Consider the following 24,632-nt stretch of genomic DNA (forward strand, 5'->3'; position numbering starts at 1 on the left):
TCAGTTCCGGTAGGTGCCGAGCGTGTTGACGAAGGTGCTGCCGTTCCAGCGCATCGTGTGGGTGGTGGTCTCCCCGGTCGCGGTGTGCCGTACCGCGACGGTCAGGACGTCGTACTCCACCTGCCAGCCGTCCTGGATGACGTACTGCCCGCCGTTCGCCACGGGCACGTCGCGGGTGACGAATCCCCGCTCGCCCTGGCCGAACAGGTAGAGGGAGTCGTGCGTCGCACCGTCGAACGTGCACCGTACCCCGGCGAGGAGTTCGCCGTTGCCGTCGTGATCGAGGTCGACCGGCCTGATGTCGGTGGTTGCCCCGAACTGGTCCCCGGCCCGGGTCAGGGGTTGTACCGTCCGCCCCGGGCAGACCACCCTGCCGTCGCGCATGATCGTGGCGAGTTGCACCGCCGACCCCGTCATTCCCTGTTCCGATTCCGGCGACGAGATCAGGGAAAGCGGTGCCGTACGGCCGGCCGCCTGTACGAACCGGAAGCCGTCCCACCGGTAGCTACGGGAGTGGGGAGGTGCGTACAGCGAGGGGCCGGCGATGCCGCGTTCGGTCTGCGCGTACCAGACCTCGGCGACGAGCTCCCCGTCCGCCACCTCGAAGGACAGGTGTCGGGCGCCGGGCTGACCCGCGAAGCCGAGTCCCACCAGCGAGTGGTCGGCACGCATGGTGACCACGAGCAGCCGACCGCCCGGGAGGTCGTTGCGGAGATCGTTTGCCGACAGCGGGCCGCACCGGACGTTCAGCACCGCCTCCGGGACGCCGTCGCCGGTGAGGTCGCCATAGGTGATCTCACTTCGGTTGACCAGCAGCTTCTCCCGGTCCTCGTCCGCTGGCGCCCAGGCGAAGCCCGACGGCACCATAAGCTCGACGACCGGCTGGAGGTGCTGCCGGCCGGTCGGACAACCGCTCCCGGAATCCTTCGGCAGGTCGATGACCGTTCGTGCCCAGTCGACCGCGGTGATGACGTCGGCCGGCGCGGCGTCCTCGGGCCGGTCGCGTACGGCGACGAAGCCGACCGTCAGGAGAGCCGCCACACCGACGAGCACCGAGACGACCAGGTACCCGGCCGGCCGACGCCCCGATCGGGATTCATTTTCCGACACGTCTGCCTGCCTCGGTGACCGATGGACACCCGAAGGCCGGTGTGGGCCCGAGTGGTGCGACGGCTCGCATGATCATTGTGGGACACCCCGGCAACGCCGGTGCGTGTCCGGTCAGATGGCCGACGGCGGGGTGGCGGTGCTCCGCATCAGCGCGAACACTCCCCAGCCGAGGTGTTCGCGTACGTAGCGGACGTAGCGCAGGGGATCGTCGGTCAACTCCTGGCGCAGTTCCCCGGCGAGTTCGTCGTCGGGGTTCGCGTCCAGCCAGGTACGCAGGTTGAGCCAGTGTGCGGCGGCGTACCGGTCCCAACTGTCCTGGCTGGCGAGCACCATCTCGACCAGGTCCCAACCGCTGTCCCGGAACAGGCCGACCAGACCCGGCAGACTCCGGAACTCGTCCTTCGTCCTGGCGTAACAGGCGCGGACGGTCTCCTCGTCGGGCGGGTCGATCCGCCAGTACGGCTCCCCGACGAGCAGCATCCCACCGGGGCGGAGACTGCGTTCGAGGAGTTCCAGGGTGCCGGGGACACCGTTGCCGATCCAGGTGGCGCCGATGCAGCAGGCCACGTCGACGGGCTTCTCGGCGACGTACCCGGCGGCGTCGCCGTGCACGAAGGTGACGCGGTCGGCGACGCCGAGGCTGTGTGCGCGGGACCGTGCGGCCTCGGTGAAGGCTGTGCTGATGTCGACGCCGATGCCGGAGATGCCGTGGTCCCTGGCCCAGGTGCAGAGCAGTTCTCCCCGGCCGCTGGCCAGGTCGAGCAGCGACATGCCGGCGCGCAGGCGTACGGCCTGCCCGAGGGTGGCCAGCTTTTCCGAGGTGAACGGGTTGAGGATGCGAAGGTCGCCCTCGCGGATGGTGAAGCTACGTGGAAGATCCATTTCTGAGACTCCTGACGTCCGAGGTACGGGTGAACTGGCGCTGAGGCTGGTCGGTCCGGATCAGCACGCTGTTCGCCGGCATCAAAAGCACCCACTTCGGAGGTCGGAACGATGTGGCCACGGTAACCAGCCCGTCGGTCCGGGCCAACCGAATAACCAGGTCATCCCGAACCCGTTGCCTCGAAGCAACGGCCGGCGCCGGCGTACCGGAAAATTCCGCGACGTTTTGAAACCGGCCGACGGCGGCAGGCGTGTTTGGGGGGTGTTGGCGCAGTGAGCCGGCACGGCGTCCATGTCGATTGCCCGGCAGCCAGGTGCGGGCGGTGTGTGAGGAGTAGGCCATGCCCAAGGTGAAATGGGTTACCGGCGCGACGATGCTGGCGTGCGCCGGTGCGCTGGTGGCGTGCGGGACCGGTTCGCCCGCGGGTCCGACCGCATCCGGCGGACCCTCCGTCTCCTCGTCCGCGACGCCGACGCTTGCGCCGACCGCCGCCGTGACGCCGTCCTCGGCACCGTCGTCCGCCGCGCCGCCCCCGGCGAACACGAGCGACCCCCTGCTGTCCGGCAAGCGGGAGATGACGATCGTGCGGGTGCAGGCGACCGAGGGCGGGCTGTCGCTCGACGGTCGGCTGGCCGAGGTGGACGACGACAGCGGTCGCCAGCGTTTCGTCGCCACCCCGCTCGGCGGAGACAAGTACCTGGTCAAGTCGTACACCAGGGCCAACAACCACCCCGCCGCCGACGAGCCCGCCTGCTGGCAGGTCTACAACCCGAGGTCCTCGGAGCCGCTGACCGTCGAGGGTGCGGCGTGTGACCCGAACAACAAGGCCCAGGGATTCACGATCACCGCCCAGGGCAGGGGCGCGTACGCGATCAGCCACGAGTCGGCGTTCCTGCAGCTCTCCCCGTCCAGGGGCCTGATCCTGGAGGAGTTGGGTGACGCGCCGCTGCTGAGCACGTTCCGGTTCGTCGACGTGGGCCCCGCCCGTACTCCGGCCGGTGGCTGAGCAGGTCCGCGCACGCCGACGGTCGTGGGAGGCGGCGGACGAACCACCTCCCCGACCGGCGGCCGCGCTCGCTCCACCCCCGTGCCGGCAGCGTGCCGGCCGGCGCCTACCCTCTTCGGCGGGAGTCGATGTCAGGCTGGCGAATACCGAGGCCGCGCCCTGGGTAGATGGGTCCCGGACGCGGTTGTCCGGTCGGGGCGGGAGTACATGGCACATGCGTAACGCCGAGGAGTTCGACGACTTCTACGCCGCGTCCTCCCGGCGGGTGCTGGGCCAGGTGTACGTGATGGTCGGCAACTACGCCGAGACCGAGGACGCCGTGGCCGAGGCGTACCTCAGGGCGTGGGACCGGTGGAGCAGGGTACGCGAGTGCGACAGCCCGGAGGCATGGGTGCGCCGGGTCGCGTACCGGATCGCGGTCTCCGCCTGGCGCAAGGCGACGAACCGGCTCCGGGCGCATCACCGGGACGCGACCGATGATCACATCGACGCGATCAGCCCCGACCATGTGGCGCTGGTGCAGGCCCTGCGCAAGATCTCCAAAGATCAGCGTAGGGTCGTCGTCCTGCACCATCTTGTCGGTCTCAGCGTCGCCGAGATCGCCGTCGAGACCGGCACGTCCGCCAACACGGTCAAGACCTGGCTCGCCCGGGGCCGCCGGGCCCTGGCCGAACACCTCGGCAGCGAGCAGTACGTCATGGATGGGGAACGGCCATGATGCCCGACGACCACCTCGACGATGCTCTGCGTTCGCTTGCCGCACACGCCGGGCGTACGGGCCGGCTCCCCAACGTCCCCGCCGACGTCCGCCAACGGGGCGACAAACGCCGCAAGCGCAGGTACGCAGGCTCCGCGGCACTCGGGGTCGCACTGGTGGGCCTGCTCACCGCAGGGATCGCGGTGACCCAGCCGAACCGAGGTCCACAGACCGGTCCGCCCGCCGCCCCGCCCGCATCCGCCGGCCCCTCCACGCCCCCCTCCGCGACGCCGACGCCCACACCTTCCCCCGCGCCACCGACCACCCCGGCCGGTACGGCCGACCCCCTGCTCTCGGGGACGAGGGAGGTCACGATGGTGCGGGTGCAGGCGTCCGAGGGCGCGGTGGCGCTCGACGACGGGCTCATGGAGGTCGACGACGACAGCGGCCGGCAGCGGTTCGTCACCAAGCCGCTTGGCGGGGACCTCTACCAGGTCCTGTCGTACACCCGGGCGAACAACCACCCCGCGGCCGACGAGCCGTCCTGCTGGCAGGTGTACAACCCGAACTCCGGCCGGTCGCTGACCGTCGAGGGGGCTCTCTGCGACCCCGACAACCCGGCCCAGCGGTTCACCATCACCGCCCAGGGCAAGGGCGCGTACGCGATCAGCAACCAGGGCGCGTTCCTCCAGTTCTCACCCACCAAGGGTCTGATCATGGAGGAGCTGGGGGACGCCCCGCTGCTGAGCACGTTCCGGTTCGTCGACGTCGGTCCCGCCCGTACCCCCGCCGGAGGCTGACCGGGTCGAAGGGCGCCGCCGGGTTACGGGGTGGGCAGGGTCGCGCGGTCGGCGGCCTCCCGGCCGGACTCCCAACCCTCCCGGCTGTCGACCCGGCTGCCGCGGGCCCGGACCGTCTGCGGGAACACCTTCCGCATGGTTTCGCGTACCTGCTCGTCGCGGGCGGCGAGCACCGGCAGCAGGTTGACCGGTTCGGCGGTACCGATCTCGTCCGTGTCGCGGGTCGCCTCGGTCAGGGCGGCCTTGGCTGCGCCGGCCAGCCGTTCACCGATCCGGATCGCGAACGCCACCAGGAACGACTGGCGGAACGCCTTCAGCCTGGCCCGGCCGGCCTTGCCGCCCGGCGGCTCGGCCCGCGCCATCGACCGGTGCGCCTGCACGAGCAGGGAGGTGTAGAGCAGGTCGACGGCGTCGATGTCGGCGTCGAACCCGAAGACGGTGCTGAATCCGAGTTCCGGGGACCAGACCGTGTGGCAGCGGTTGGCCCGGGCGACGGCGTCGAGCAGGGACGCCTTCTCACCCTCGTACGGGTGGTCCACGCCGATCCGGCGGGCGTACGGGACCACGGCGGTGTCGCCGGACCGGGCCAGGAGCAGCGCCTCGTCCAGACTGTGCCGGGTGATCAACTCCTGGGCCTTGGCGGTGTACGCCTCCGCCTCCGCCGGATACGTGCTCGACTCGGCCTTGGCCAGCAGTGCCCGTACCCGATCCAGCAGGCGCTCGTCGATCCGCCCGCCGCCGGTGCTGCCGGACCGGCGACCGGGCTGCGGCGCGGTTCCGGGTGGCGGCACGAGCACCTCGATCGGTGGCAGCTCGGCCAGGATGGTGAGCAGGGTCAACACCGCATCGAGTACGGCCACCCGGTCCGACCGCCACCGGACGGCGACCTCGTCCAGGTACGTGGCGTCGCTGCGCCACCAGACCCGCGCCTCGAGCGCGTTCGCCTGCGCCAGCCACCGCTCGTCCACCCGCTTGCGGGAGACGTGGCGCAGGTGCGCGGCGATCGCATCGGTCACCAGTTGGGTGTGCGTCGGCTGCCCCCGCCGGCCCACCACCCGGTGCAGCTCGACCGGCTGCCACCCCCGCCGCCACAGCCCCGCGCACGCCTCGTTCAGTACGGCGACCAGCGCCGGATCAACCTCGGCCGGGGGCGTGACGGTCAGCGCGTCCAGCCCGGTTTCATAGTCCACCGAGCCGACGACTACCGACCTGATCCGCTCCCGCACCGATGTTGTCACCTGTACAAGGCTACGGAGGTCGACCGGACGCACTGACGGCGCGGCTTCGATCATCTTCATTCGTGCGGTGGCGACCCGCCGATTCGGCCCCCGATGCGCCGACTGCCCGAAATCGACGTCGCCTATCGGGCTATTCCGCCGGGTTTCGGCCCTGTTGACGGCCGGACGCCCATCGCCGAGCCTGGTCGGCGAGCCGAGCCGTGATCCCGGTGCCGGGATCGGAAAAGGAGCGCAGATGCCGCACCTGACCTTGCACGAGCCGGGGATCCGGGGACTGTTCCGGTTCCGCCCCGAGACGGCCCTTCCGCTCAACGGGCTGGTCGAGGTGCTGCTCTGCGGACCCGGCACGCTGAGTCGGGGCGAGCGTGAGCTGATCGCGGCGTACGTGTCGGCGCTCAACGAGTGCACCTACTGCTACTCCGCGCACGCCGCGTACGCCGCCGCGCAGCTCGACGAGGGCATGGAACTGGTCGAGCAGGTACGCGCCGACATCGACGGCGCACCCGTCTCGGCCAAGCTGCGGGCCCTGCTCCGGATCGCCGCCGCCGTGCAGAACACCGGACGGGCCGTCACCGACGACCTGGTCAAGACGGCCCGTGCCGAGGACGCCACCGACCAGGAGATCCACGACACGGTCCTGATCGCGGCCGCGTTCTGCATGTTCAACCGGTACGTCGACGGACTCGCCACCGCGCTGCCGGACGACCCCGACTTCTACACCGACCGGGCTAAGAAGATCGTGGCCGGCGGCTACCTGGCCGTACTGGAGGAAGCGCGCCGGCAGGGCTGACCGGGGGCACGGCCACCCCGGTCAGGGCTGACCGCATCAGCGGCTACCCCGCCAGGGCGGCCATCCAGGACTCCACGTCGGCGGCACTGCGCGGCAGCGCCGCCGACAGGTTCCGGCTGCCGGTCGCCGTGATCAGCAGATCCTCCTCGATCCGCATGCCCAGGCCGCGCAGCTCCGCCGGAACCAGCTCGTCGTTCGGCTGGAAGTACAAACCCGGCTCGACGGTCAGGGTCATGCCCGCCTGCAACTCGCCGTCGGCGTACCGGCCGGGGGTGGCTCGGGCGCAGTCGTGGACGTCCAGGCCGAGCATGTGCCCGGAACCGCAGAGCGCCCACCGGCGGTAGAGCTGCCGCTGCGGGTCCAGCGCCTCGTCCAGCGAGCAGCGCAGCAGGCCCAGGTCGACCAACCCGGTGGCGAGCACCGCCATCGCCGCCCAGTGGTAGTCACGGAACGCCGCACCGGGACGCAGCGCGTCGATGGCCGCGTCGTTCGCGGCGCGTACGAGTTCGTAGACGTCGTGCTGGACCGGGGTGAACCGGCCGCTGACCGGCAGGACCCGGGTGATGTCGGCGGTGTATCGGGTGCCGACCTCCACCCCGGCGTCGAGCAGGAGCAACTGGCCGGGCTGCACCGGGCCGGTGTTGTCCTTCCAGTGCAGGGTCGCCGCGTGCGCACCGGCGGCGACGATCGAGTGGTACCCGACCTCCTCGCCCTCGGTACGGGCCCGCCGCCAGAACGTCCCCTCCAACCACCGTTCGCCACCGGGGCCGGTGGCCTGCGGCAACGCCCGTACGACGTCCTCGAACCCACGGGCGGTGACGTCCACGGCGTGCTGGAGCTGGGTGACCTCCCACTCGTCCTTGATCAGCCGCAGGTCGGCCAGGGCCACCGCCAGGTCCGCGTCCCCGGCCGGATCGGTCACCGGGACAAGGGCGTCCAGGTGCGGGTCGATGCCCCGCAGCAGCCGCGCCCGCCGGCTCGTACGCAGCGCGGCCGGCAGCTCCGCCAGCGGCCGGCAGCGCAGGTCCAGAGCCCGGCCCAGGGTGACCAGATCGGTTCGGGCGCCGTTCCACACCACCCCGGTCGTCCGGTCCGCCCAGTACGCCGTGCTGCCCAGCTTCGGCGGCTCGTCGGTGTAGAGGGTCGCCTCCCCGTCCGGGGCCAGCACCAGCGTCCCGCCCCGGTTCCCGTCCCCGGTCAACCAGGTGTAGTCGGCACCGGGACGGAACCGGTAGAACTGGTCGTTGCTGCGTACCGGGGCGGCTCCGGCCGGGACCACCAGGTGTTCGCCCGGGAACATGCCGGCGAGCCGGGCCCGGCGCTTCGCGGCCCAGGCCGCCACCTCCGGGTGGACCTCGGTCGGCGCGTCCGGCTCGCTCCACCCGGTCCCCATGAACTCGGCCAGGGCGGCGGGAATGGCGAGATCGTGGCTGCCGGTGTCGAGCGGCTCGGACATGGGGGAACTCCCTACTGTTGCGGGCGGTAGTTGCCGGTGAGCCGGCCCAGCTTCAGCGCCAGGTGCAGACAGAGCCGCTCGTTGCCGTCCTTGAGGTCGGTCTCGGCGAGCTGTTCCACCCGTTGCAGCCGGTAGTAGAGCGTGGTCCGGTGCAGCCGGAGCTGTTCGGCGGTGGCGTGCGCGTTGCCGGCCAGGTCCAGGTACGCCTCCAGCGTCTCCAGCAGGACGTGGTTGGCGTCGTCGCGCAGCAGCCGTTCCAGGCCGGGATGCACCCCCGCCACGTCCAGGTGCTGGTCGTCCAGCCGCGACAGCACCCGGTAGATGCCCAGGCTCGCCCAGGAGACCACCCGGCCCAGCGCGGGCAGCTGGACGCCGACCCGGGCCGCCTGCGCCGCCTCCTCGTACGAGCCGACGGCGTCGACCAGCCCGGCTCGGGACCCACCGATGCCGATCACCGTACGGACGACCGAGCCGAGCCCCCGGGTGGCGTGCTGGAGGGCCTCGTCCAGGTGCCGGGCCACCGCCTCCGGGGCGGGTCGACCGGCGACCCGGCCGCCGCAGAGCAGCAGCACCCCGTGGTCGTGCCGGACCAGGTGCAACGCCTCCCGGGTGCCGAGCCAGCGGCGGGTGGTGACCAGTGCCTGTTCCAGGGCGATCCGGGCCACCTCGTCCGGCACCTGACCGCGCGGCACGACGAGTTGCGCGACCAACCCGGTGGCCGCACCGTCACCGGCGATCACACCCTCTTCGAGCAGCGTACGGACCGCGTGCCGGCGGGCCTCCACACTCTCCACCAGCAGGGTCCGGGCCGCTTCGGTCTCCCGTTGCGAGGCGAGTTCGCCGAGCAGGTTCTCCCGGTACAGGGCGAGCGCCAGGTCGGCCATCACACTGTTCGCGGTCTCGATGTCGGCGTCGGTCATGCCGCCGTCGTCGTCGATGAACCAGACGAAACCGAGCAGCAGGTCGTCGTGCCGGATCGGTACGCACACCCGGGGCAGCAGGTCGAGTTCCTCGCACGCCTCGGTGCGTACCGGTTCACGGGCCTTCATGATCCCGACGTTGCGGAACCAGGCGATCACCTCGGGCGTGGTGTGCCTGCGCAGGATCGAGGCCCGCCGGACGTTGTCCAGCACACCGGTGTGTTCGCTGTAGACGACGACGCGTTGTCGTCGGTCTTCGATGAGCGCCGGCCGACCGACGCGGGCGGCGACGGCATCGACGATGCGTTGCAGCTCAGCCTGCATGTCATCCCCTGGTCGTCCCTGGTTGCCAATGGGGCAGGTGCCCCGGGAATCCGACCGGAGCCGTTGGACCGCCAGGCCCTACCTTCGCGTTGATATTGGTCCGAGCGCAAGTGGTCGTTACCAAGTCAAGACCGAAGGGCGGACCCACCTACCGGCAGAAGTCGGGGCGAACTACCGACAGAAGTCACTGCCGGGCCCCCCGCTGTTTCGGCAACTGTCCGAAGACTGGCCGTAACCGCCGTCCTTACGGTTGCCCCGAAGCGCGGGGGAGGAGACGAGATGCCCGACGGGTACGACGTGGTGGTGATCGGCGCCGGCATAGTCGGTGCCGCCTGCGCGTACGCCTGCGCCCGGCGGGGCCTGTCGGTGGCGGTGCTCGAACGCGGTGGCCTGGTCAGCGGAGCCACCGGCTCCGGCGAGGGCAACCTGCTCATCTCCGACAAGGCACCCGGCCCCGAACTGGCGTTGGCCCTGCTCAGCAACCGGCTCTGGCAGACCCTCGACGCCGAACTGTCCGACCGGTACGGCGACTTCGAACTCGAACGCAAGGGCGGCCTGATGGTCACCCGTACGGACACCGGGCTGGCCGCGTTGACCGACTTCGCGGCCGGGCAGGCGGCCGACGGCGTCACCGTCGAACCGGTCGGCACCGACCGGCTGCGGGAGTTGGAGCCCGAGATCACCGACGGGCTCGCCGGCGGGGTCTTCTATCCGCAGGACATGCAGCTCATGCCGGCACGGGCGGCGGTTGTCCTGCTCGCCGCGGCCCGGGACGCCGGTGCCCGCGTACGGCTGCGTACCGAGGTCACCGCGTTGCGGCGGGACAGCACCGGCCGGGTGACCGGGGTGGTGACGGCCGGTGGTGTGGTCGGCGCCGGGCAGGTGGTCAACGCGGCCGGAGCCTGGGCCGGCCAGGTCGCCGGTCTTGCCGGTGCTGCCGTTCCGGTGACCCCCCGACGCGGCTTCATCCTGGTCACCGAACCGGCCCCACCCCTGGTACGGCACAAGGTCTACGCCGCCGATTACCTCGACAACGTGGCCAGCGGCGACTCCGACCTCCAGTCGTCCGCCGTGGTCGAGGGCACCCCGAGCGGCACGATCCTGATCGGCGCCACCCGTGAACTGGTCGGCTTCGACCCGACCCCGAACCCGGAGGCGATCCGCCGACTCGCGTACGGCGCGGTGTCGCTCTTCCCGGTGCTGGCCCGGATCCGGATCATGCGGCTGTACCACGGTTTCCGCCCGTTCTCGCCGGACCACCTGCCGGTGATCGGAGCCGATCCACGGGCCCCCGGCCTGGTGCACGCGCACGGTCACGAGGGCGCCGGGATCGGCCTGGCCCCGGCAACCGGTGAGCTGGTCGCCCAGGTTGTCGTCGGTGAACAACCGGAGCTGGACCTGAGCCCGTTCAGCCCGACCCGGTTCGCGTCCGGAGACGAGGTGGTCGAGGATGCCGCAGCCTGACCATTCGCCCGCCACCGAATTCGACATCACCGTGGACGGCGTACGGGTCCCGGTCCGTCCGGGGCAGACCGTCGCGGCGGTGCTGCTCGGCGGGGGCCGGCTGGTCACCCGGCGGACCCGGATCGAGGGTCGCCCGCGCGGTCTGTTCTGCGGCATCGGTACGTGCTTCGACTGCCTGGTCGTCTGCAACGGCGAACCCGGCGTCCGCTCCTGCCTGCGCCCCGTCGCCCCCGGCGACGTGATCGAAACCGGCACCGTCATCGAGACCAGCGCCGCGATCGTGACGGGGAGCGACCGTGGCTGACCCGCAGATCGCGGTCGTCGGCGCCGGACCGGCCGGACTGGCCGCCGCGCTCGCCGCCGCGGACGGCGGCGCCGAGGTGACCGTGGTGGACCTCGGGGCCCTGCCCGGCGGGCAGTACCTCCGGCAGCCCGCCGTCGCCGGTCTGCCGCCGGTACGGCACGGCGCCGCCGCCGACCGGCTGCTGGACCGCACCCGCGACCATCCCCGGATCACCTTCCTGACCGGCCACCAGGTCTGGCAGGCCGCCGCCGACGCGATCCCGCACCTCGACAACCGGGGCGGCCCCGGCTTCACCCTGCGACTGCTCGGGCCGACCGGCCCGGTCACGCTGCACCCGTCCGTGCTGGTCCTCGCCACCGGCGGACACGACCGGGTGGTGCCGTTCCCCGGCTGGGACCTGCCCGGTGTGGTCACCGCCGGTGCCGCCCAGTCCCTGGCGAAGGGGCAGGGTGTGCTGGTCGGCCAGCGGGTCCTGGTCGCCGGGACCGGGCCGTTCCTGCTCACCGTCGCGGACGGGCTCGCCGCCGCCGGAGCCGAGGTGGCCGGCGTGGTCGAGGCGTCCCGGACCAGCCGGTGGGGGCGGCACCTCGGCGCCATCGCCGGCACTCCCGGCAAGGTTGGCGAAGCGGTTCGCTACCTGGGTTCGCTGCGTCGTCGCCGGATCCCGATCTGGTCCGGCGAGGCCGTGACCATGGTCGAACCGTACGGCGACCGGCTCCGGGCCACCCTGCGCCGGGTGGACGCCGGTTGGCGCCCCGGAGCGGTGACCCGTGCGGTCGCGGTCGACGCGGTCTGCGTGGGTCACGGCTTCACCCCGTCGGTGGAACTGGCCGTCGCGCTCGGCTGCGCCACCCACCACGACCCGGCCGACGGCAGCCTCGTCGTCAGCGTCGACCACAGCCAGGCGAGCACCGTACCGGGGGTCTTCGTCGCCGGTGAGGCGACCGGAGTGGGCGGCGCCGACCTGGCCCGGTACGAGGGCACGCTGGCCGGTCTGGCCGTCCTGCACCGGATCGGCCGGCTCGACACCGCCGCGTTCGGACGTGCCGCCGGTCCGTTGCGCCGCCGGATCACCCGTCAGCGCCGGTTCGCCACCGCACTGCACAAGGTCTACCCGGTGCCGGACGGCTGGACCCACTGGCTGCGGGCGGACACCGTGCTCTGCCGCTGCGAGGAGGTGACCGTCGGCCGTACCCGGTCCGACATCACCGCGTACGGCATCGACGACCTGCGGGCACTGAAGCTGGTCACCCGGATCGGGATGGGCCGCTGCCAGGGTCGGATGTGCGGGCGGGCCGCAGCCTGCCTGCTGGGCCAGGTCAGCGGGCGGTCGCAGCCGCTCGACACCTTCGCCAACCGTCACATAGCCATGCCGGTGCCACTGGGCACCGTCGCCGAGGAAGGAACAACCCCGTGACAGCTCGAAAGCCGTGGCAGGGCGTCGTGGTCGCCATACCGACGCCGTTCCGCGAGGACCTCTCCGTCGACTTCGACCGGCTGCAGGAACACGTGCGTTGGTTGGCGGACGAGGGCTGTCACGGTGTCACCCCGTGCGGGTCGCTGGGGGAGTACCAGAACCTCAGCGACGAGGAGCGCGCCGACGTCGTACGCGCCACCGTCGAGGCGGCCCCCGCCGGGTTCGCCGTGGTCCCCGGCGTCGGCGGGTACGGCAGCCGCCAGTCCCGCCGCTGGGCCGAGCACGCCGCGTCGGTCGGGGCGCACGCCGTACTGGCGTTGCCGCCGAACACGTACGCGGCGCGGGACCCCGAGGTGGTCGCGCACTTCCGTGAGGTGGCCTCGGTCGGGCTGCCGGTGGTGGCGTACAACAACCCGATCGACACCAAGGTGGACCTCACCCCGGAGTTGCTCGCCACCATCGCCGAGACCGACGGGATCGTGGCGGTGAAGGAGTTCAGCGGCGACGTACGCCGGCTGCACCGGATCCTCGACCTGAGCCCGCATCTCGACGTGCTGGCCGGCGCCGACGACGTACTGCTGGAACTGGTGGTGTGCGGGGCGAAGGGCTGGATCGCCGGCTTCCCGAACGCGCTGCCGAGGCTCTCGGTGCAGCTCTACGAACTCGCCCGCGCCGGAAACCTGGCCGAGGCGCTGCCGCTGTACGCCGCCCTGCACCCGATCTTCGGTTGGGACAGCCGCCCGGTGTTCGTACAGGCGATCAAGCTCGGGATGGAACTCGCCGGCCGGTACGGCGGCCCCTGCCGCCCGCCGCGCGGCCCGCTCTCCACCGAGACCGAGGCGCAGGTCCGCAAGGACATGGCCCGCGCCCTCGCCGTGACCCCGGTGGGTACGGATGCGTAGCCGGATGGTGCTGCACGCGGTCGACTCGCACACCGAGGGGATGCCGACCCGGGTCATCACCGGCGGGGTCGGAGTGCTGCCCGGTGCGACCATGTTCGAGCGCAAGCAGCTCTTCGAGCAGGACCGCGACGGGCTGCGCCGACTGCTGATGCTCGAACCGCGCGGCCACTCCGCGATGTCCGGTGCGATCCTGCAACCGCCGACCCGGCCGGACGCCGACTTCGGGGTGCTCTTCATCGAGGTCTCCGGCCTGCTGCCGATGTGCGGGCACGGCACCATCGGGGTGGCGACCGTGCTGGTGGAGACCGGGATGGTCCCGGTGGTGGAACCGGTGACCACGATCCGGCTGGACACCCCGGCCGGCCTGGTCACCGTCGACGTCGAGGTACGCGACGGCCGGGCCGCAGCGGTCACCATCCGCAACGTACCGTCGTTCCTGCTCACCGCCGACCAGGAGGTCAAGGTGGGGGACGGGATCGGGTCGGTCCGCTACGACATGGCCTTCGGCGGCAACTTCTACGCCATCGTGGAGGCCGAGTCACTCGGCCTGCCGGTCGAGCCGGCCACGGTGCCGGAGCTGATCCGCCGGGGCTTGAAGATCATGGCGGCGATCGACGAGCAGGCACCGCCGGTGCACCCGACCAATCCGGGCATCAACGACTGCCGGCACATCCAGATCGTGCAGCCGGGACACGACGGCGCGGACGCGCGCAACGCGGTGGTCATCCACCCCGGCTGGGTCGACCGTTCGCCGTGCGGCACCGGTACGTCCGCCCGGATGGCCCAGCGGCACGCCCGTGGCCTGCTCGAACTGGACACCGACTTCGTCAACGAGTCCCCGATCGGCACCCGGTTCACCGGCCGCCTGACCGGCACCACCACCGTCGGCGACCTGCCCGCCGTACTCCCGACGGTCACCGGGCGAGCCTGGATCACCGCCACCGCGCAGTACATGCTCGACCCCGAAGACCCGTTCCCCGAGGGCTTCCTGATCTGAGTACGGACGGGCCCTTGCCATCGCTGCACGTTGAGCAGGGGCCCTTCCGGATCGGGATCGACGGAGCGCCACTCAAGATTTGCCCAAGGCCCGCCGTCCCGCCTCGTCGGGCCCAGAAAGGATCGCTGCCCTGTCCCCCTCGGCGCTACTCCAAGGCTTGACGTACGCACATACAGCTACCACGATGGCTGGAGCGCAACTTTCCGCAACCACGAGGACAGGAGCGAACCGTGGAGTTGACGTTCGTCGGCAAGGACCCGGACTCGAACCCGACCGGCTCGCCGACCGTGTACCGCACGGACCGGGGCAGTTGGGTGGTTCAGGGCTGGGTGGTGAGCGACGAGGGCGCCCTCGGCCAGATGAACATCCCCGAAGGGGAGAGTTGCGTGGAGATTCCCGACAGGATGCTTCAGTTCTTCAAGGATGGCCGTGACCTCGATCAGTGAGGCCGAGTTCGACCACCTGCTACGCAACTTCGAGCGTGAGTCCTTACACCTGGAGACTCGCGACGCCTACGGCACGGCAGTCGAACTGCCATACATGGCAAAGTGGGCGGCGGGCGAGCCGGACGATCTCGCGTGGCTCGGCGACTGGTGCGACACCCTCCGGGAGCACGTAAAGGCCGGCAAGTCGGTTCGTCGTGCCCGCATCGTCTCCGAACCTCTCAGCGACTATCAGCGATGGTCACACAGCATTGCGGACCCCATGGTCGATGCGGGTGAGGACATTCGCTGGGTACCACGTCGCCTCGTGTCGTCCGTCGCCATACCCGGCAACGATTTCTATCTTTTCGATGATCGCTTGGCCGTCTTCCTGATCTATTCGGGAGGTGGCTTGAACGCGGACATGGTGTCGTCCACGGACCCGGCCACCCTTGAGCTATGCCGGTCGGCCTTCGAGGCAGTCTGGCAGATGTCCATCCCGCACCGTGACTACCAACCCGTCTAGCGCTGCCCGGCAGGCGCAAGAGGCCCTCGGCGTCCGTCTCAGGGAGATCCGCAAGGATGCGGGTTTCTCTGGGCGGGCGCTGGCCGAGGTTACTGGCCAGCACTACACCCGCGTCAGCAAGATCGAGCACGGCGTACAGCCTCCGACGGACGACGATATCCGCACCTGGTGTGGGGCGTGCGGTGCGGATGAACAGGTTCTGGACCTCATCGCCACGCTGCGTGGCGTCGAGTCCGCGTATCTCGAATTCCGTCGGCAGAGCCGAGCGGGTATGAAGCGTGTCCTCGGGGCGCACACCGTCGCGCTGTACGAGCAGACCACGCTGTTCCGGATCTACGAGCACAACGTCATACCTGGACTGTTCCAGACGGCGGACTACTCGGCCGCGATGCTGTCGTTTTGGATCGACTTTCTTGAAACGCCCAACGACCTGGACGAGGCTGTCGCGGCGCGGATGGAGCGACAGCGCGTCATCTATCGGCGTGGTAAACGGTTCGCGGTCGTGTTGGAAGAACAGGCGCTTAGAACGTGGTTCGGCGATGCCGAGACGCAGGCCGGACAGCTCGACCGGCTGCTGGCGGTGATGTCGCTGCCTAACGTGTCGGTCGGAATCATCCCGCTCATGAACGAGCGCGGGGCCGTGCCGTCGACAGGGTTCTGGATCTTCGATGACGTCCTAGCTGCTCTGGAAACCCCGACGGCCAGCATCGAGGTAGCACGCCCACAAGAGATCGAGCTGTACGGCCGCATGTTCGAGCGGCTGCAAACGGTCGCCAAGTACGGGCGGCCCGCTCGCGCGCTGATCTCCAAAGTGCTCGCCGAGCTGGATTGACGCAACAACTCGCAACATCGTGGACCACCGGGCGCACACCCTCCTAGGTTGAGACGGACCCGACGACGACGCCGCACCGGAGGAGATGCGCGATGTTTGTCTTCCGTCACTGGTCCGGCTGGCCCTGGCGAGGGCTCACCCGGCCGGACTCTGAGCCGACAACTACTACGGTCACGCACCGCCGCGTGTGGCGCGGCTTCCGCCGGTATTGCGTGTGCGGGCTGCGTTGGCCATGCCTTGATCGAGGTACGCCCCCGCAGGGTGCGCGGCTGTACGACGTGGCTTCGGTACCGGGATCGGCCCGGGCTGTCAGGCCGACGGCGAATCAGGGTCGGCCGCTTACGTTCGGGCAGCAGACGGACTACCGTGTGCCCCGCAACGGCGGCCGTCATGATCGGTAGTGAGTTCGTCCAGGTGGGCGATGTCATCCACGCCGAAGAGGGCGACTACCGCCGAGGCAACGTGCCTGCCCACCAGGACAGCATGGGTGACCTCCACCTGCGGGTGACGCACGTTCCGATGGACGCGGGGGCGTACGACACCGAATGGGTCACGGTGCGCGGCATCGAAAAGCCGCTGGGGAAGCCCGAGCTGCCCGAGGCCGCATACGCGATCCGTCGTCGCGTCCTGCTGGATATCGATCGGCCCGCCCCGAAGGGTCCGGTGTGGTGATGGATGGCCGACCGGTGGCGGACAAGGTCGCCAACCACACGCCCCTGCCGAAGCTCTGGATCTGCCGCGTGGACGCCTACCCGTGGCCGTGCGCGGACGCCCGGCTGAACCTGCTCGCAGGTTTCGATGGTCGGCGACTTGCCCTGCACCTGTACCTCGCGCCGATGTTCATCGAGGCACTGGACGACCTGTCCGCGCTCGCTCCGGACCTGGCCGACCCGCCGGACCCCCGAGTGATCTTCGATCGCTTCATGGGGTGGGTACCGGCGAAAAGACGTCCATGACCGACCTCGTGAAGGTCACGGTCAACCTCAATCCCCGCGCCGTGGACGCGCTCGACTCGGCCCTTGGACGGACCAGGGACACGAAGACGGACACGATCAATCGCGCGCTGGTCGTTTACAGCCTGGTGCTTGAGCTGATGGAGCGCGACGGCGGGAGCCTCACCCTGCGAAACCCGGACGGCGGCGCTGAACGGGTGCACCTGCTCTGATCGCAGGTGGTGGCGGATTCCGTGACAAGGCAACGGCGATCCTTCCCGATGTGCGTCCCGAGCAGGCCGAAGCTTGGTTCGTCGAGTGGGTTCACGACGACCCGTCAATCCGTCGTCGGCTGCGGGCGATCTGACCGCGAGGTAGTCGAGTTACTGCGATGTCCTACTGAGCAACGGAATCGTTAGGCTCCACGCCCCATAGATGGCATGAAGCCCGAATGTTTTCGGAGCGGAGACGGTGAAGTAACAGCGGCACCGCCAACCAGGCTGTGCCCCTGAGGTGTCTCGTTGTTAGCCGGCGTTGGCCAAGGCTCCGGATGCTGCCGCCCACCGAGCGCCAGCCGCCACCAGCGCGGGCAGCTCCAGCGGAACTTTCAATTCGGCGACCGCCTCGACGGCCACCCACTTCGCGCCGGCCACCTCCTCCATCTGGCCGGTCAGTACTCCAGGCTGGGCGCGACACACATAGACAAAGTCGATGTGCCGGTGCTTCCCCGCCCGCGAGTCGGTGACGTCCATCTCGATGATCGTGAACGGCGGAACGATGCTCCGCACCGCCGGATGTTCGAACGAGGGCTTGCCGACGATGTCGACGTCAATGCCGGTTTCCTCCCGAGCCTCCCGCGCTGCGGCCTCTGCCGGGTCCTCGTTTGGGTCGACGTGCCCACCCGGGTACAGCCACAACCCGGACTTCCGGTGATGGACGAGGAGCACCCGATCCCTGCCGTCGAGCACGATGGCGGAGGCGGTGTTGTGCCGAACGGTCATATCTCACCGTCATCGATCTCGCGGAAACGTACTCGTACTGCCATCCCGACAGAGTGACAGCCGTGTGCCGCCCGGCAGTGCAACCGAGACGGTGCGTCGGTACTGTGCCGCACCATCGGCGGACTCAGTCGAACCGTGATCACGCGGGAGTGAACTGCCGGCGGAACTTCCGGCTGACATCGGTGGCGAACAGCGCGAACAGGGCCAGCGCAACGGCAAGACCGACGTTCACCCCGATGACCAACCCGCGCTCGGAGTCAGCCGGGGCCAGGGGCATGGTGGTGACCGCCGCACCGATCGCGCCACCGAGCCCCCCGATCGCCCACGGTCCGTCGAACGCCGATCCGCCCGTCAGACCCGCGTACGTGACCAGACCGAAGATGCCCGTCGGGAGCAGGTAGAGGATCGCGATGGAACGCAACCGACGGTCCCGTACGCCGGCCGGCAAATCAGGAGTGGATAGGCAATTCCCCTGTCATTGATCTTTTCGGCGGGCTTCGCCCGTACCTCCGAGGTTCTTGTGTCGGCGGGCGGTGGGGTCAGGCGATGACCTGGCCCGCCTCGGTCCGGGTTATCGCGGTCCGGACGGCGGCGACGAAGCTCCAGAACAGCGGCGTGGTGGTGTTCTTGCGCTGGGCGCGGGTGTTGACCTCGAACATCGCCAGCCGCAGCGGGGTGGTGATCTCCAGTTGACCGCCGGCACCGAGCAGGGTGCGATTGGCGATGTTGTCGGGATCGTTGCCGTTGAGCGATTCGTGGTTGACCGCGTCGATGGCCCGGAACCCGGCCGAGGTCAGTTCCTCCAGCAGGTACTGCTTGAACGTGTTGTTGCGGCCCCCGACGAGGACCGCCGCAGTGTCTTCGCCCTCGCCGGCCTGGGCGGCTGTGCAGCCGTGCAGGCCCAGCGCATTGAGGGCGCCCGCGCACAGCGACCGCGCCACCCCGTCGTCGCAGTGCGACGAGGTGACGTGCAGTTCGCCGTTGTTGGAGGCGCGCAGCCCCTCGAACATCCAGTAGTCGTGGGTGGTGCCGCCGGCCGGGGTCACCGCCAGGCTCGCCGGGTGGTATCCGGCCACGGCCAGGCACAGCTCCGAGGTGCCGACCTCGATCCCGCCGCCGTGCGGGGCGAGGATCGTGGTCTTCGCGTACGGATACCGCTGCGGCAGGCTCTCGTCGAAGTAGCGGTGACGCTGGTAGCGGCGGGCGTAGTCGACCCCCTCGACCAGGTCGGTCTCCGCGTAGAGGGCGGTGTTCGACGGGTACGCGTCCGCCGCGCCAGCCGATCCGGTGGTGAGAACCTGCACGGCCGGTACGGCCAGGGCGACCATGGCGAGGAGGTTTCGTCTGCTCGTGGCGACCACGGGTGTCTTCCCTCCGTCGGGGCCGGGACGGCGCCCGACAACGCAGCGACACTACTCGAAATAGCGGTACGCCGATGGCCCGTTGATCAAGGCATCGACCTCCGCCGACCCGCCCCGACGCAGCGTCGAACGTAACGGCCCGGTTGCTCCTTCAGGTGTCGAAAGACGCTGGTTGACCTGCCGACATCTGCACGGTGACCGGGAAGTAGCGATGCTTCTACATTCGTTGCGCGGCGCGGACCCTTCGGGGGCGCCCGGCATCCTCGGCGCCTCCCGCGTCGAACCCCCGCGACGAAGGGCGACTACATGCACCTTCCGTTCAACAAGAGAAACGTACGGCGTTCCATTCTGGTCGCCGCGGTCACGTCCGCCCTGGTCGTCTCCGTGGCAACCAGTGGCGCGTCGGCGGCTCCGGCGAATCCCGCCGGCGGTACGGGCCCGTTCCAGGTCCTCGACCCGCAGAACTGGGAATTCCCGGACACGATGACCTGGGACGACTTCAAGGCCGCCCCGGGCACCAACTGGAACGACCCGACGGTGCGCGGCTCGATCCGTAACTTCAAGATCGCGCTGGTCACCCTCGACTACGTCGACCAGCCGTTCGTGATCACCCAGCGGGCCCGGTCGACGGTCTTCGGCAACCCCCAGGCAACCGCGCAGAACATCCCGCGCGACCAGGTCCCGCAGTTCTACCAGGACTTCCTGAACAAGCCGAACGACCTGAACAAGGGTCACACGCTGCACGAGTACTGGATGCAGGACTCCAACGGCCGGTACGGCGTCGACCTGAACGGGTTCGGCCCGTACACGATGCCGGCGAAGTCGTACCAGTACGGCATCACCAACGACATGAACCCGGGCATGTGCCCCGGTGGTGAGACCTGCAACCGCAACATCCGTACCGATGGTCTGGGCGCCTGGCGCGCGGCCGTCGGCGACGAGGTCGCGGACTCGTTCGAGCTGGTCTTCATCCTCGGTGCCGGTCAGGACGAGTCGTCGACCTGGCAGGAATTCGGCCAGATGATGTTCCAGACCAAGGAAGACGTCCCGGACGCGTGGGGCCCGCCGGACCCGGCGATGCCGAACTACGCCAAGACCCGGTACGTCGACTGGACCTCGTGGAAGTCGGCGGCGACGATCTGGCCGAACGCCGGTGGCGGCTCCTCCACCCAGGCGGAGAGCTCCGGCATGGGCACGTACGCCCACGAGCTGAGTCACCTGCTCAGCATCGGTGACAACTACAACAACCCGTACGGCGTTCCGTTGCGTCGGGCGTACACCGGTGTGTGGAGCATGATGTCGCGCGGGTCGTTCAACGGCCCGGGCGGTCCGCACACCCGTTGGCAGATCCCGCCGCTCAACGGCGGTTCGATGGGTTCCCTGCACACCCTGCGGGACAAGCTGAAGATCGGTCTCCTCGGCGAGGAGCACGCGCTGCGGCTGTCCCGTGAGGCCCTGGCCTCGTCCGGCCTCGTGGTCGCCGAGATCAAGGCGCGTGCTGTCGACGCCGGCCCGAAGGGTCTGACCGGCATCAACATCGCGCTGAACAAGGATCTCCAGCCCGCCTGCAACACCTCCACCGACCCGCTCTGCGACGGTGGAAACTTCAACAACTACACGGTCGAGGTCGTGGACCGGATGGGTGCGGACTCGTTCACCCCGGACGCCGGTGTCATGGTCAGCAAGACCAAGAACGCGGACAGCGCGCCGTTCCAGTGGGTCATCGATGCCAACCCGCAGGACATCGACATGATCGACTTCTACCAGCCGAACGGCACCCCGCAGAAGATCACCATGGGTGACTACCGGCAGCTTTCGGACGCCCTGTTCCACGCGGGCACCAACTCCGGCAGCGAGTACGAGTACGTCGATGGTCCGAACCGTCTGCACTTCTACGTCCTGGACATCAAGCGCAACGCTGACGGCATCCTGTCGTACACCGTCGCGGTCCAGTCGCTGGACGGCAACGGCGGGCCGAGCGCCCACGGTGTCAACCTCGGCAAGGGCGAGGTGACCAGCGCCGGTGCGCCCACCAAGAAGGGCGTCACCTGCTCGTTCGACCTGACCAACACCGGGACGTACTCGGCCGGCGGTCAGCAGCACCCGGAGGACGTGAGCGCGTACCTCAAGTCCGACGTCTACCGGCTCTCCACCGAGGTTGCCGGTAAGGGCTGGCGGTCCGAGCTGCCGAACGCACTCGCCACCGCCCAGTTCGGCAAGTCCACCACGGTCAAGGTCTCGGTTGCCGCCAACAGCGACGCCGCCGCGACCGGGTTCGTCAAGCTGACCGCCACCTCGGTCAGCGACCCGAGCAAGACCGTCACCAAGCAGTGCCGGGTCGAGAAGTCCTGACCGATCGTCAAGACTGATCACCGGAACTGACCACCGCACAGGTCGTCGGGTCGGGTCACGCCGATCCCGACCCGACGACCTGCGCGATCTAGGGCAAATACGTGCTAGATGATCTCTATCAACCACCATTTGCCCTAGATCGACGGGCGGACCGGGCACCAACGGAGCGAGGAGACACGATGCGGCGACGGACCATCGGGTACGCCCGACCGGCGGCCCTCGCGCCGCTACTGCTCGGCGCGCTCCTGGCCGGAACCGGGCTGACCGCCTGCTCGGGCGAACCCGAGGCGGCCTCCGCCACTACCGTGCGGGTGCTGGTGCGGGATATCAACATCCGTGAGGAGGGGGTGGACTGTGCCGGAACCGGGCCCTACCTCTTCATCCACAACAAGGCGCCGTACCGGGTCGTGGACGGCGACGGCAAGACCCTGACCGAGGGCAAGCTGCCGTCCGGCACCTCGGTGCGTACCTTCCAGGAGGATCTCGAAGTGGCGCGCATCCCCACCTACTGCGAGTTCGCCATCCCCGTGACGGTGCCCGAACGGGACCGCTACCGGCTGGTGGTCGACGATCGCGCCCCGATCGACCTCACCGCCAACAACGACGAGGGACCGGCGCTGGTCGCCGTGGTGCCGTCGTGAGGCGATTGCGCAACCGTACGGCGCTGCTGCCCGCCCTGCTGGTCGTGGCCGCGCTCGCGCTCGGCGCCTGCTCCGGCCCCGCCTCGGAGTCCGCCGCCGGGGAATCCTCCGCCCCGGCGGCGGCCGGCGGCGCGGACACCCTGCCCGGCCCGGTCCCCGCCGGGCTGGCGCTGCGTCCGGCCCCGTCCGGTGCCCCCGCCGCCCCGGCCTTCACCGGCACCCTCACCGACGGCAGCCCGCTGACCATCGCGAACCTGTGGGCCGAGCGCCCGGTGGTGCTGGTCTTCTTCAGCTCCTGGTGCACTGTCTGCGCCGAGCGCCAGACCGCACTGAGCGACCTCGCCCGCAGTTACCGCGACCGGGTGGTCTTCGTTGGCGTCGTGAGTGAGGACGAACCCGCCGACCTGGAGCCCTACCTGCGCGAACACAAGGTCGAGTTCCCGGTGGTCTTCGACCCGGCCCAGACGACCTGGCAGTCGTACGCGGTCCGCGAGCCGGGCGCGGTGGCGGTCGTGGCCAAGGGCGGTGCGCTGCTGCGCGGCTGGCCCGGCGGTCTCGACGCGGCGGCGCTCGACGCCCAACTGCGCGAGCTGGTCATCGCCGGCTGAGTGTCGTACGGCGCAGTGATCGACCGGCCGACGGTGTGACGATGAGGTGGAGAGGGATCGCGGTGGAGACGACCGGTTTCGACCAGGGCATGGACCCGCAGACAGGGACGGCGGTCGGCGCCCCGGTGGCGCACACCTCCGCCCAGCGGGTGGACCGGGTGGCCCGCGCGGCCGCCGCCGCGGCCCCTGTACTGGCGGGGTTGCTGCCGGGCGAGCGGGCCGGGTTGCTGCGTGCGGTCGGGGCGGCGCTCGAAGGGGCGCGCGACGAACTGGTGGACCTGGCCGACCGGGAGACCGGGCTCGGACCGGTCCGGCTCGGCGGCGAACTGACCCGTACCACGGTCCAGTTGGAGTTCTTCGCCGCCGCACTGGAGGAGGGGTCGCTGCTGGAGGCGGTGGTCGACCCCGCCGACCCGGCGGCTCTGCCGGCACCCCGGCCGGACCTGCGCCGGATCCTGGTGCCACTGGGACCGGTCGCGGTCTTCGCCGCCAGCAACTTCCCGTTCGCGTTCTCGGTCGCCGGTGGTGACACGGCCAGCGCCCTCGCCGCCGGTTGTCCGGTCGTGGTCAAGGCCCACCCCGGCCACCCCGGTCTGTCCGTACTCAGTGGACGGATCGTGGCCGACGCGCTGACCGCCGCCGGTGCACCACCGGGGTCGTTCGCCGTTGTGCACGGCATCGAGGCCGGGCGGGCACTGGTCACCCACCCGGCGATCCGGGCGGTCGGCTTCACCGGCTCGGAGGCCGGTGGCCGGGCCCTGTTCGACCTGGCGAACGCCCGCCCCGACCCGATCCCCTTCTACGGCGAGCTGGGCTCGCTGAACCCGACCGTGCTGACCCCGGCCGCAATCGCCGCCCGCCCGGCGGAACTGGCGGCCGGGTTCGTGGCCTCGTTCACCATGGGCGCCGGGCAGTTCTGCACCAAGCCCGGCCTGCTGTTCCTGCCGGCGGGCCACGGGCTGGAGCCGGCGCTGCTCGACGCGCTGCGCGCCGCCACGATCGGACCACTGCTCAACGACCGGATCCGGGACGGTTACACCGCCGTCGCCGCCACGCTGGCCGGTGTGCCCGGCGTACGGGACCTCGCCCCGGCCGACGACGCGGAGCGGGACGGCTACCGGGTCCCGGCCCGGCTGCTCGCGGTTTCCGTGACCGACCTGCTGGCCCGCCCCGACGACCTGCTGGCCGAGTGCTTCGGCCCGGCCGCACTGCTGGTCGAGTACGCCGACCACGCCGAACTGCTCGCGGCGCTGGCGGTCCTGCCCGGCAGCCTGACCGCGAGCCTGCACGCGGAACTGCCCGACGACGACGTACTCGCCCGGCACCTGGTCGAGGTGTTCACCGCCCGTGCCGGCCGGATCATCTGGAACGGCTGGCCGACCGGGGTGGCGGTCACCTGGGCGATGCAGCACGGCGGTCCGTGGCCGGCGACCACCGCCTCGATCCACACGTCCGTGGGTCAGACCGCCGCCCGACGGTTCCTGCGCCCGGTCGCGTACCAGGGACTTCCGCAGGAGCTGTTGCCGGTGGCGCTGCGCGACGGCAATCCGCTGGGCATCGTCCGGCGCACCGACGGCGTACTCGGCGTCGACACGACCGCCGGGTGACGCCACCCGGGCTTCCGGGACGGTAACGCCCTTGCGTGCCTG

At 70.2% G+C, this 24,632-nt stretch carries 27 protein-coding genes; 19 read left to right on the forward strand and 8 right to left on the reverse strand.

Translation table 11 applies throughout. From position 1 onward, the window contains the following. Nucleotides 1-1,110: a hypothetical protein gene (locus ACWEFB_RS07500; RefSeq protein ID WP_452283201.1), complete on the reverse strand. Its 1,110-nt coding sequence runs from the start codon at nucleotides 1,108-1,110 to the stop codon at nucleotides 1-3. 111 nt (nucleotides 1,111-1,221) lie between these two features. Then, nucleotides 1,222-1,992, reverse strand: coding sequence for an SAM-dependent methyltransferase (locus ACWEFB_RS07505; RefSeq protein ID WP_452283204.1), 771 nt, complete (start codon nucleotides 1,990-1,992; stop codon nucleotides 1,222-1,224). Between the two features lie 341 nt (nucleotides 1,993-2,333). Here ACWEFB_RS07505 and ACWEFB_RS07510 point away from each other — a divergent pair, with 341 nt between their 5' ends. From ACWEFB_RS07510 to ACWEFB_RS07520, 3 genes are all read left to right on the forward strand, one after another. Further along, entirely contained in the window at nucleotides 2,334-2,999 is a 666-nt protein-coding gene (locus ACWEFB_RS07510) for a hypothetical protein (RefSeq protein ID WP_452283206.1), read from the forward strand. Between the two features lie 214 nt (nucleotides 3,000-3,213). Beyond that, nucleotides 3,214-3,717: a SigE family RNA polymerase sigma factor gene (locus ACWEFB_RS07515; RefSeq protein WP_452283209.1), complete on the forward strand. Its 504-nt coding sequence runs from the start codon at nucleotides 3,214-3,216 to the stop codon at nucleotides 3,715-3,717. Beyond that, a complete protein-coding gene (locus tag ACWEFB_RS07520; RefSeq protein ID WP_452283211.1) occupies nucleotides 3,714-4,496 on the forward strand; it encodes an RICIN domain-containing protein in 783 nt (260 codons plus the stop codon). Before ACWEFB_RS07515 ends, ACWEFB_RS07520 begins: the two co-directional genes overlap by 4 nt. A 23-nt stretch (nucleotides 4,497-4,519) precedes the next feature. Here ACWEFB_RS07520 and ACWEFB_RS07525 read toward each other — a convergent pair whose 3' ends face one another. Beyond that, the gene (locus ACWEFB_RS07525) at nucleotides 4,520-5,734 is read right to left on the reverse strand and encodes a DUF2786 domain-containing protein (RefSeq protein WP_452283213.1); all 1,215 of its coding nucleotides are present in this window, start codon (nucleotides 5,732-5,734) and stop codon (nucleotides 4,520-4,522) included. Between the two features lie 235 nt (nucleotides 5,735-5,969). Here ACWEFB_RS07525 and ACWEFB_RS07530 point away from each other — a divergent pair, with 235 nt between their 5' ends. Next, on the forward strand, nucleotides 5,970-6,524 hold the full coding sequence (locus ACWEFB_RS07530; protein WP_452283215.1) for a carboxymuconolactone decarboxylase family protein: 555 nt from the start codon (nucleotides 5,970-5,972) through the stop codon (nucleotides 6,522-6,524). A 43-nt stretch (nucleotides 6,525-6,567) separates the two neighbouring features. Here the strand turns inward: ACWEFB_RS07530 and ACWEFB_RS07535 are convergent, their stop codons facing one another. Then, complete coding sequence (locus ACWEFB_RS07535) at nucleotides 6,568-7,980, reverse strand: aminopeptidase P N-terminal domain-containing protein (protein WP_452283217.1); 1,413 nt, start codon at nucleotides 7,978-7,980, stop codon at nucleotides 6,568-6,570. Nucleotides 7,981-7,991: 11 nt separating this feature from the next. Further along, nucleotides 7,992-9,224: a PucR family transcriptional regulator gene (locus ACWEFB_RS07540; RefSeq protein ID WP_326559792.1), complete on the reverse strand. Its 1,233-nt coding sequence runs from the start codon at nucleotides 9,222-9,224 to the stop codon at nucleotides 7,992-7,994. A 279-nt stretch (nucleotides 9,225-9,503) separates the two neighbouring features. Between ACWEFB_RS07540 and ACWEFB_RS07545 the strand changes: the two genes are divergently transcribed. From ACWEFB_RS07545 to ACWEFB_RS07595, 11 genes are all read left to right on the forward strand, one after another. After that, nucleotides 9,504-10,688 carry an NAD(P)/FAD-dependent oxidoreductase gene (locus ACWEFB_RS07545; protein ID WP_452283219.1) on the forward strand — a complete coding sequence of 395 codons (1,185 nt, stop codon included), beginning with the start codon at nucleotides 9,504-9,506 and terminating at the stop codon, nucleotides 10,686-10,688. Next, a complete protein-coding gene (locus ACWEFB_RS07550; protein ID WP_452283221.1) occupies nucleotides 10,675-10,992 on the forward strand; it encodes a (2Fe-2S)-binding protein in 318 nt (105 codons plus the stop codon). The genes ACWEFB_RS07545 and ACWEFB_RS07550 overlap by 14 nt, the downstream gene beginning before the upstream one ends. Next, nucleotides 10,985-12,409 carry an FAD/NAD(P)-dependent oxidoreductase gene (locus ACWEFB_RS07555; protein ID WP_452283223.1) on the forward strand — a complete coding sequence of 475 codons (1,425 nt, stop codon included), beginning with the start codon at nucleotides 10,985-10,987 and terminating at the stop codon, nucleotides 12,407-12,409. The genes ACWEFB_RS07550 and ACWEFB_RS07555 overlap by 8 nt, the downstream gene beginning before the upstream one ends. Next, nucleotides 12,406-13,311: a dihydrodipicolinate synthase family protein gene (locus tag ACWEFB_RS07560; RefSeq protein ID WP_452283225.1), complete on the forward strand. Its 906-nt coding sequence runs from the start codon at nucleotides 12,406-12,408 to the stop codon at nucleotides 13,309-13,311. Before ACWEFB_RS07555 ends, ACWEFB_RS07560 begins: the two co-directional genes overlap by 4 nt. After that, nucleotides 13,304-14,308: a proline racemase family protein gene (locus ACWEFB_RS07565; RefSeq protein ID WP_452283227.1), complete on the forward strand. Its 1,005-nt coding sequence runs from the start codon at nucleotides 13,304-13,306 to the stop codon at nucleotides 14,306-14,308. The genes ACWEFB_RS07560 and ACWEFB_RS07565 overlap by 8 nt, the downstream gene beginning before the upstream one ends. A gap of 230 nt (nucleotides 14,309-14,538) precedes the next feature. Further along, entirely contained in the window at nucleotides 14,539-14,754 is a 216-nt protein-coding gene (locus ACWEFB_RS07570; protein WP_452283229.1) for a hypothetical protein, read from the forward strand. After that, a complete protein-coding gene (locus ACWEFB_RS07575) occupies nucleotides 14,738-15,256 on the forward strand; it encodes a DUF6879 family protein (protein WP_452283231.1) in 519 nt (172 codons plus the stop codon). The genes ACWEFB_RS07570 and ACWEFB_RS07575 overlap by 17 nt, the downstream gene beginning before the upstream one ends. Then, entirely contained in the window at nucleotides 15,237-16,088 is an 852-nt protein-coding gene (locus ACWEFB_RS07580) for a helix-turn-helix domain-containing protein (protein WP_452283233.1), read from the forward strand. Before ACWEFB_RS07575 ends, ACWEFB_RS07580 begins: the two co-directional genes overlap by 20 nt. Before the next feature lie 390 nt (nucleotides 16,089-16,478). Then, nucleotides 16,479-16,760, forward strand: coding sequence for a hypothetical protein (locus ACWEFB_RS07585; protein ID WP_452283235.1), 282 nt, complete (start codon nucleotides 16,479-16,481; stop codon nucleotides 16,758-16,760). Then, the gene (locus ACWEFB_RS07590) at nucleotides 16,760-17,044 is read left to right on the forward strand and encodes a hypothetical protein (protein WP_452283237.1); all 285 of its coding nucleotides are present in this window, start codon (nucleotides 16,760-16,762) and stop codon (nucleotides 17,042-17,044) included. Before ACWEFB_RS07585 ends, ACWEFB_RS07590 begins: the two co-directional genes overlap by 1 nt. Then, complete coding sequence (locus tag ACWEFB_RS07595) at nucleotides 17,041-17,253, forward strand: hypothetical protein (RefSeq protein ID WP_452283239.1); 213 nt, start codon at nucleotides 17,041-17,043, stop codon at nucleotides 17,251-17,253. The genes ACWEFB_RS07590 and ACWEFB_RS07595 overlap by 4 nt, the downstream gene beginning before the upstream one ends. Before the next feature lie 291 nt (nucleotides 17,254-17,544). Here ACWEFB_RS07595 and ACWEFB_RS07600 read toward each other — a convergent pair whose 3' ends face one another. The 3 genes from ACWEFB_RS07600 to ACWEFB_RS07610 all read right to left on the reverse strand — a co-directional run bounded on the left by ACWEFB_RS07600 (nucleotide 17,545) and on the right by ACWEFB_RS07610 (nucleotide 19,382). Beyond that, entirely contained in the window at nucleotides 17,545-18,021 is a 477-nt protein-coding gene (locus tag ACWEFB_RS07600; RefSeq protein ID WP_452283241.1) for an NUDIX hydrolase, read from the reverse strand. Between the two features lie 139 nt (nucleotides 18,022-18,160). Continuing rightward, nucleotides 18,161-18,442, reverse strand: a complete 282-nt coding sequence (locus tag ACWEFB_RS07605; protein WP_452283243.1) for a hypothetical protein — start codon at nucleotides 18,440-18,442, stop codon at nucleotides 18,161-18,163. 118 nt (nucleotides 18,443-18,560) lie between these two features. After that, entirely contained in the window at nucleotides 18,561-19,382 is an 822-nt protein-coding gene (locus ACWEFB_RS07610) for a poly-gamma-glutamate hydrolase family protein (RefSeq protein WP_452283245.1), read from the reverse strand. A 306-nt stretch (nucleotides 19,383-19,688) separates the two neighbouring features. Here ACWEFB_RS07610 and ACWEFB_RS07615 point away from each other — a divergent pair, with 306 nt between their 5' ends. The 4 genes from ACWEFB_RS07615 to ACWEFB_RS07630 all read left to right on the forward strand — a co-directional run bounded on the left by ACWEFB_RS07615 (nucleotide 19,689) and on the right by ACWEFB_RS07630 (nucleotide 24,590). Continuing rightward, the gene (locus ACWEFB_RS07615; protein WP_452283247.1) at nucleotides 19,689-21,734 is read left to right on the forward strand and encodes a M6 family metalloprotease domain-containing protein; all 2,046 of its coding nucleotides are present in this window, start codon (nucleotides 19,689-19,691) and stop codon (nucleotides 21,732-21,734) included. A 179-nt stretch (nucleotides 21,735-21,913) separates the two neighbouring features. After that, on the forward strand, nucleotides 21,914-22,375 hold the full coding sequence (locus tag ACWEFB_RS07620) for a hypothetical protein (protein WP_452283249.1): 462 nt from the start codon (nucleotides 21,914-21,916) through the stop codon (nucleotides 22,373-22,375). Beyond that, nucleotides 22,372-22,983 (forward strand): TlpA family protein disulfide reductase, encoded by a 612-nt coding sequence (locus ACWEFB_RS07625; RefSeq protein WP_452283251.1) that lies wholly within the window; start codon nucleotides 22,372-22,374, stop codon nucleotides 22,981-22,983. The genes ACWEFB_RS07620 and ACWEFB_RS07625 overlap by 4 nt, the downstream gene beginning before the upstream one ends. A 41-nt stretch (nucleotides 22,984-23,024) precedes the next feature. Continuing rightward, nucleotides 23,025-24,590 carry an aldehyde dehydrogenase (NADP(+)) gene (locus ACWEFB_RS07630; RefSeq protein ID WP_452283253.1) on the forward strand — a complete coding sequence of 522 codons (1,566 nt, stop codon included), beginning with the start codon at nucleotides 23,025-23,027 and terminating at the stop codon, nucleotides 24,588-24,590. The last annotated feature ends 42 nt before the right edge of the window (nucleotides 24,591-24,632 follow it).

This window comes from Micromonospora sp. NPDC004704 (assembly GCF_053601675.1).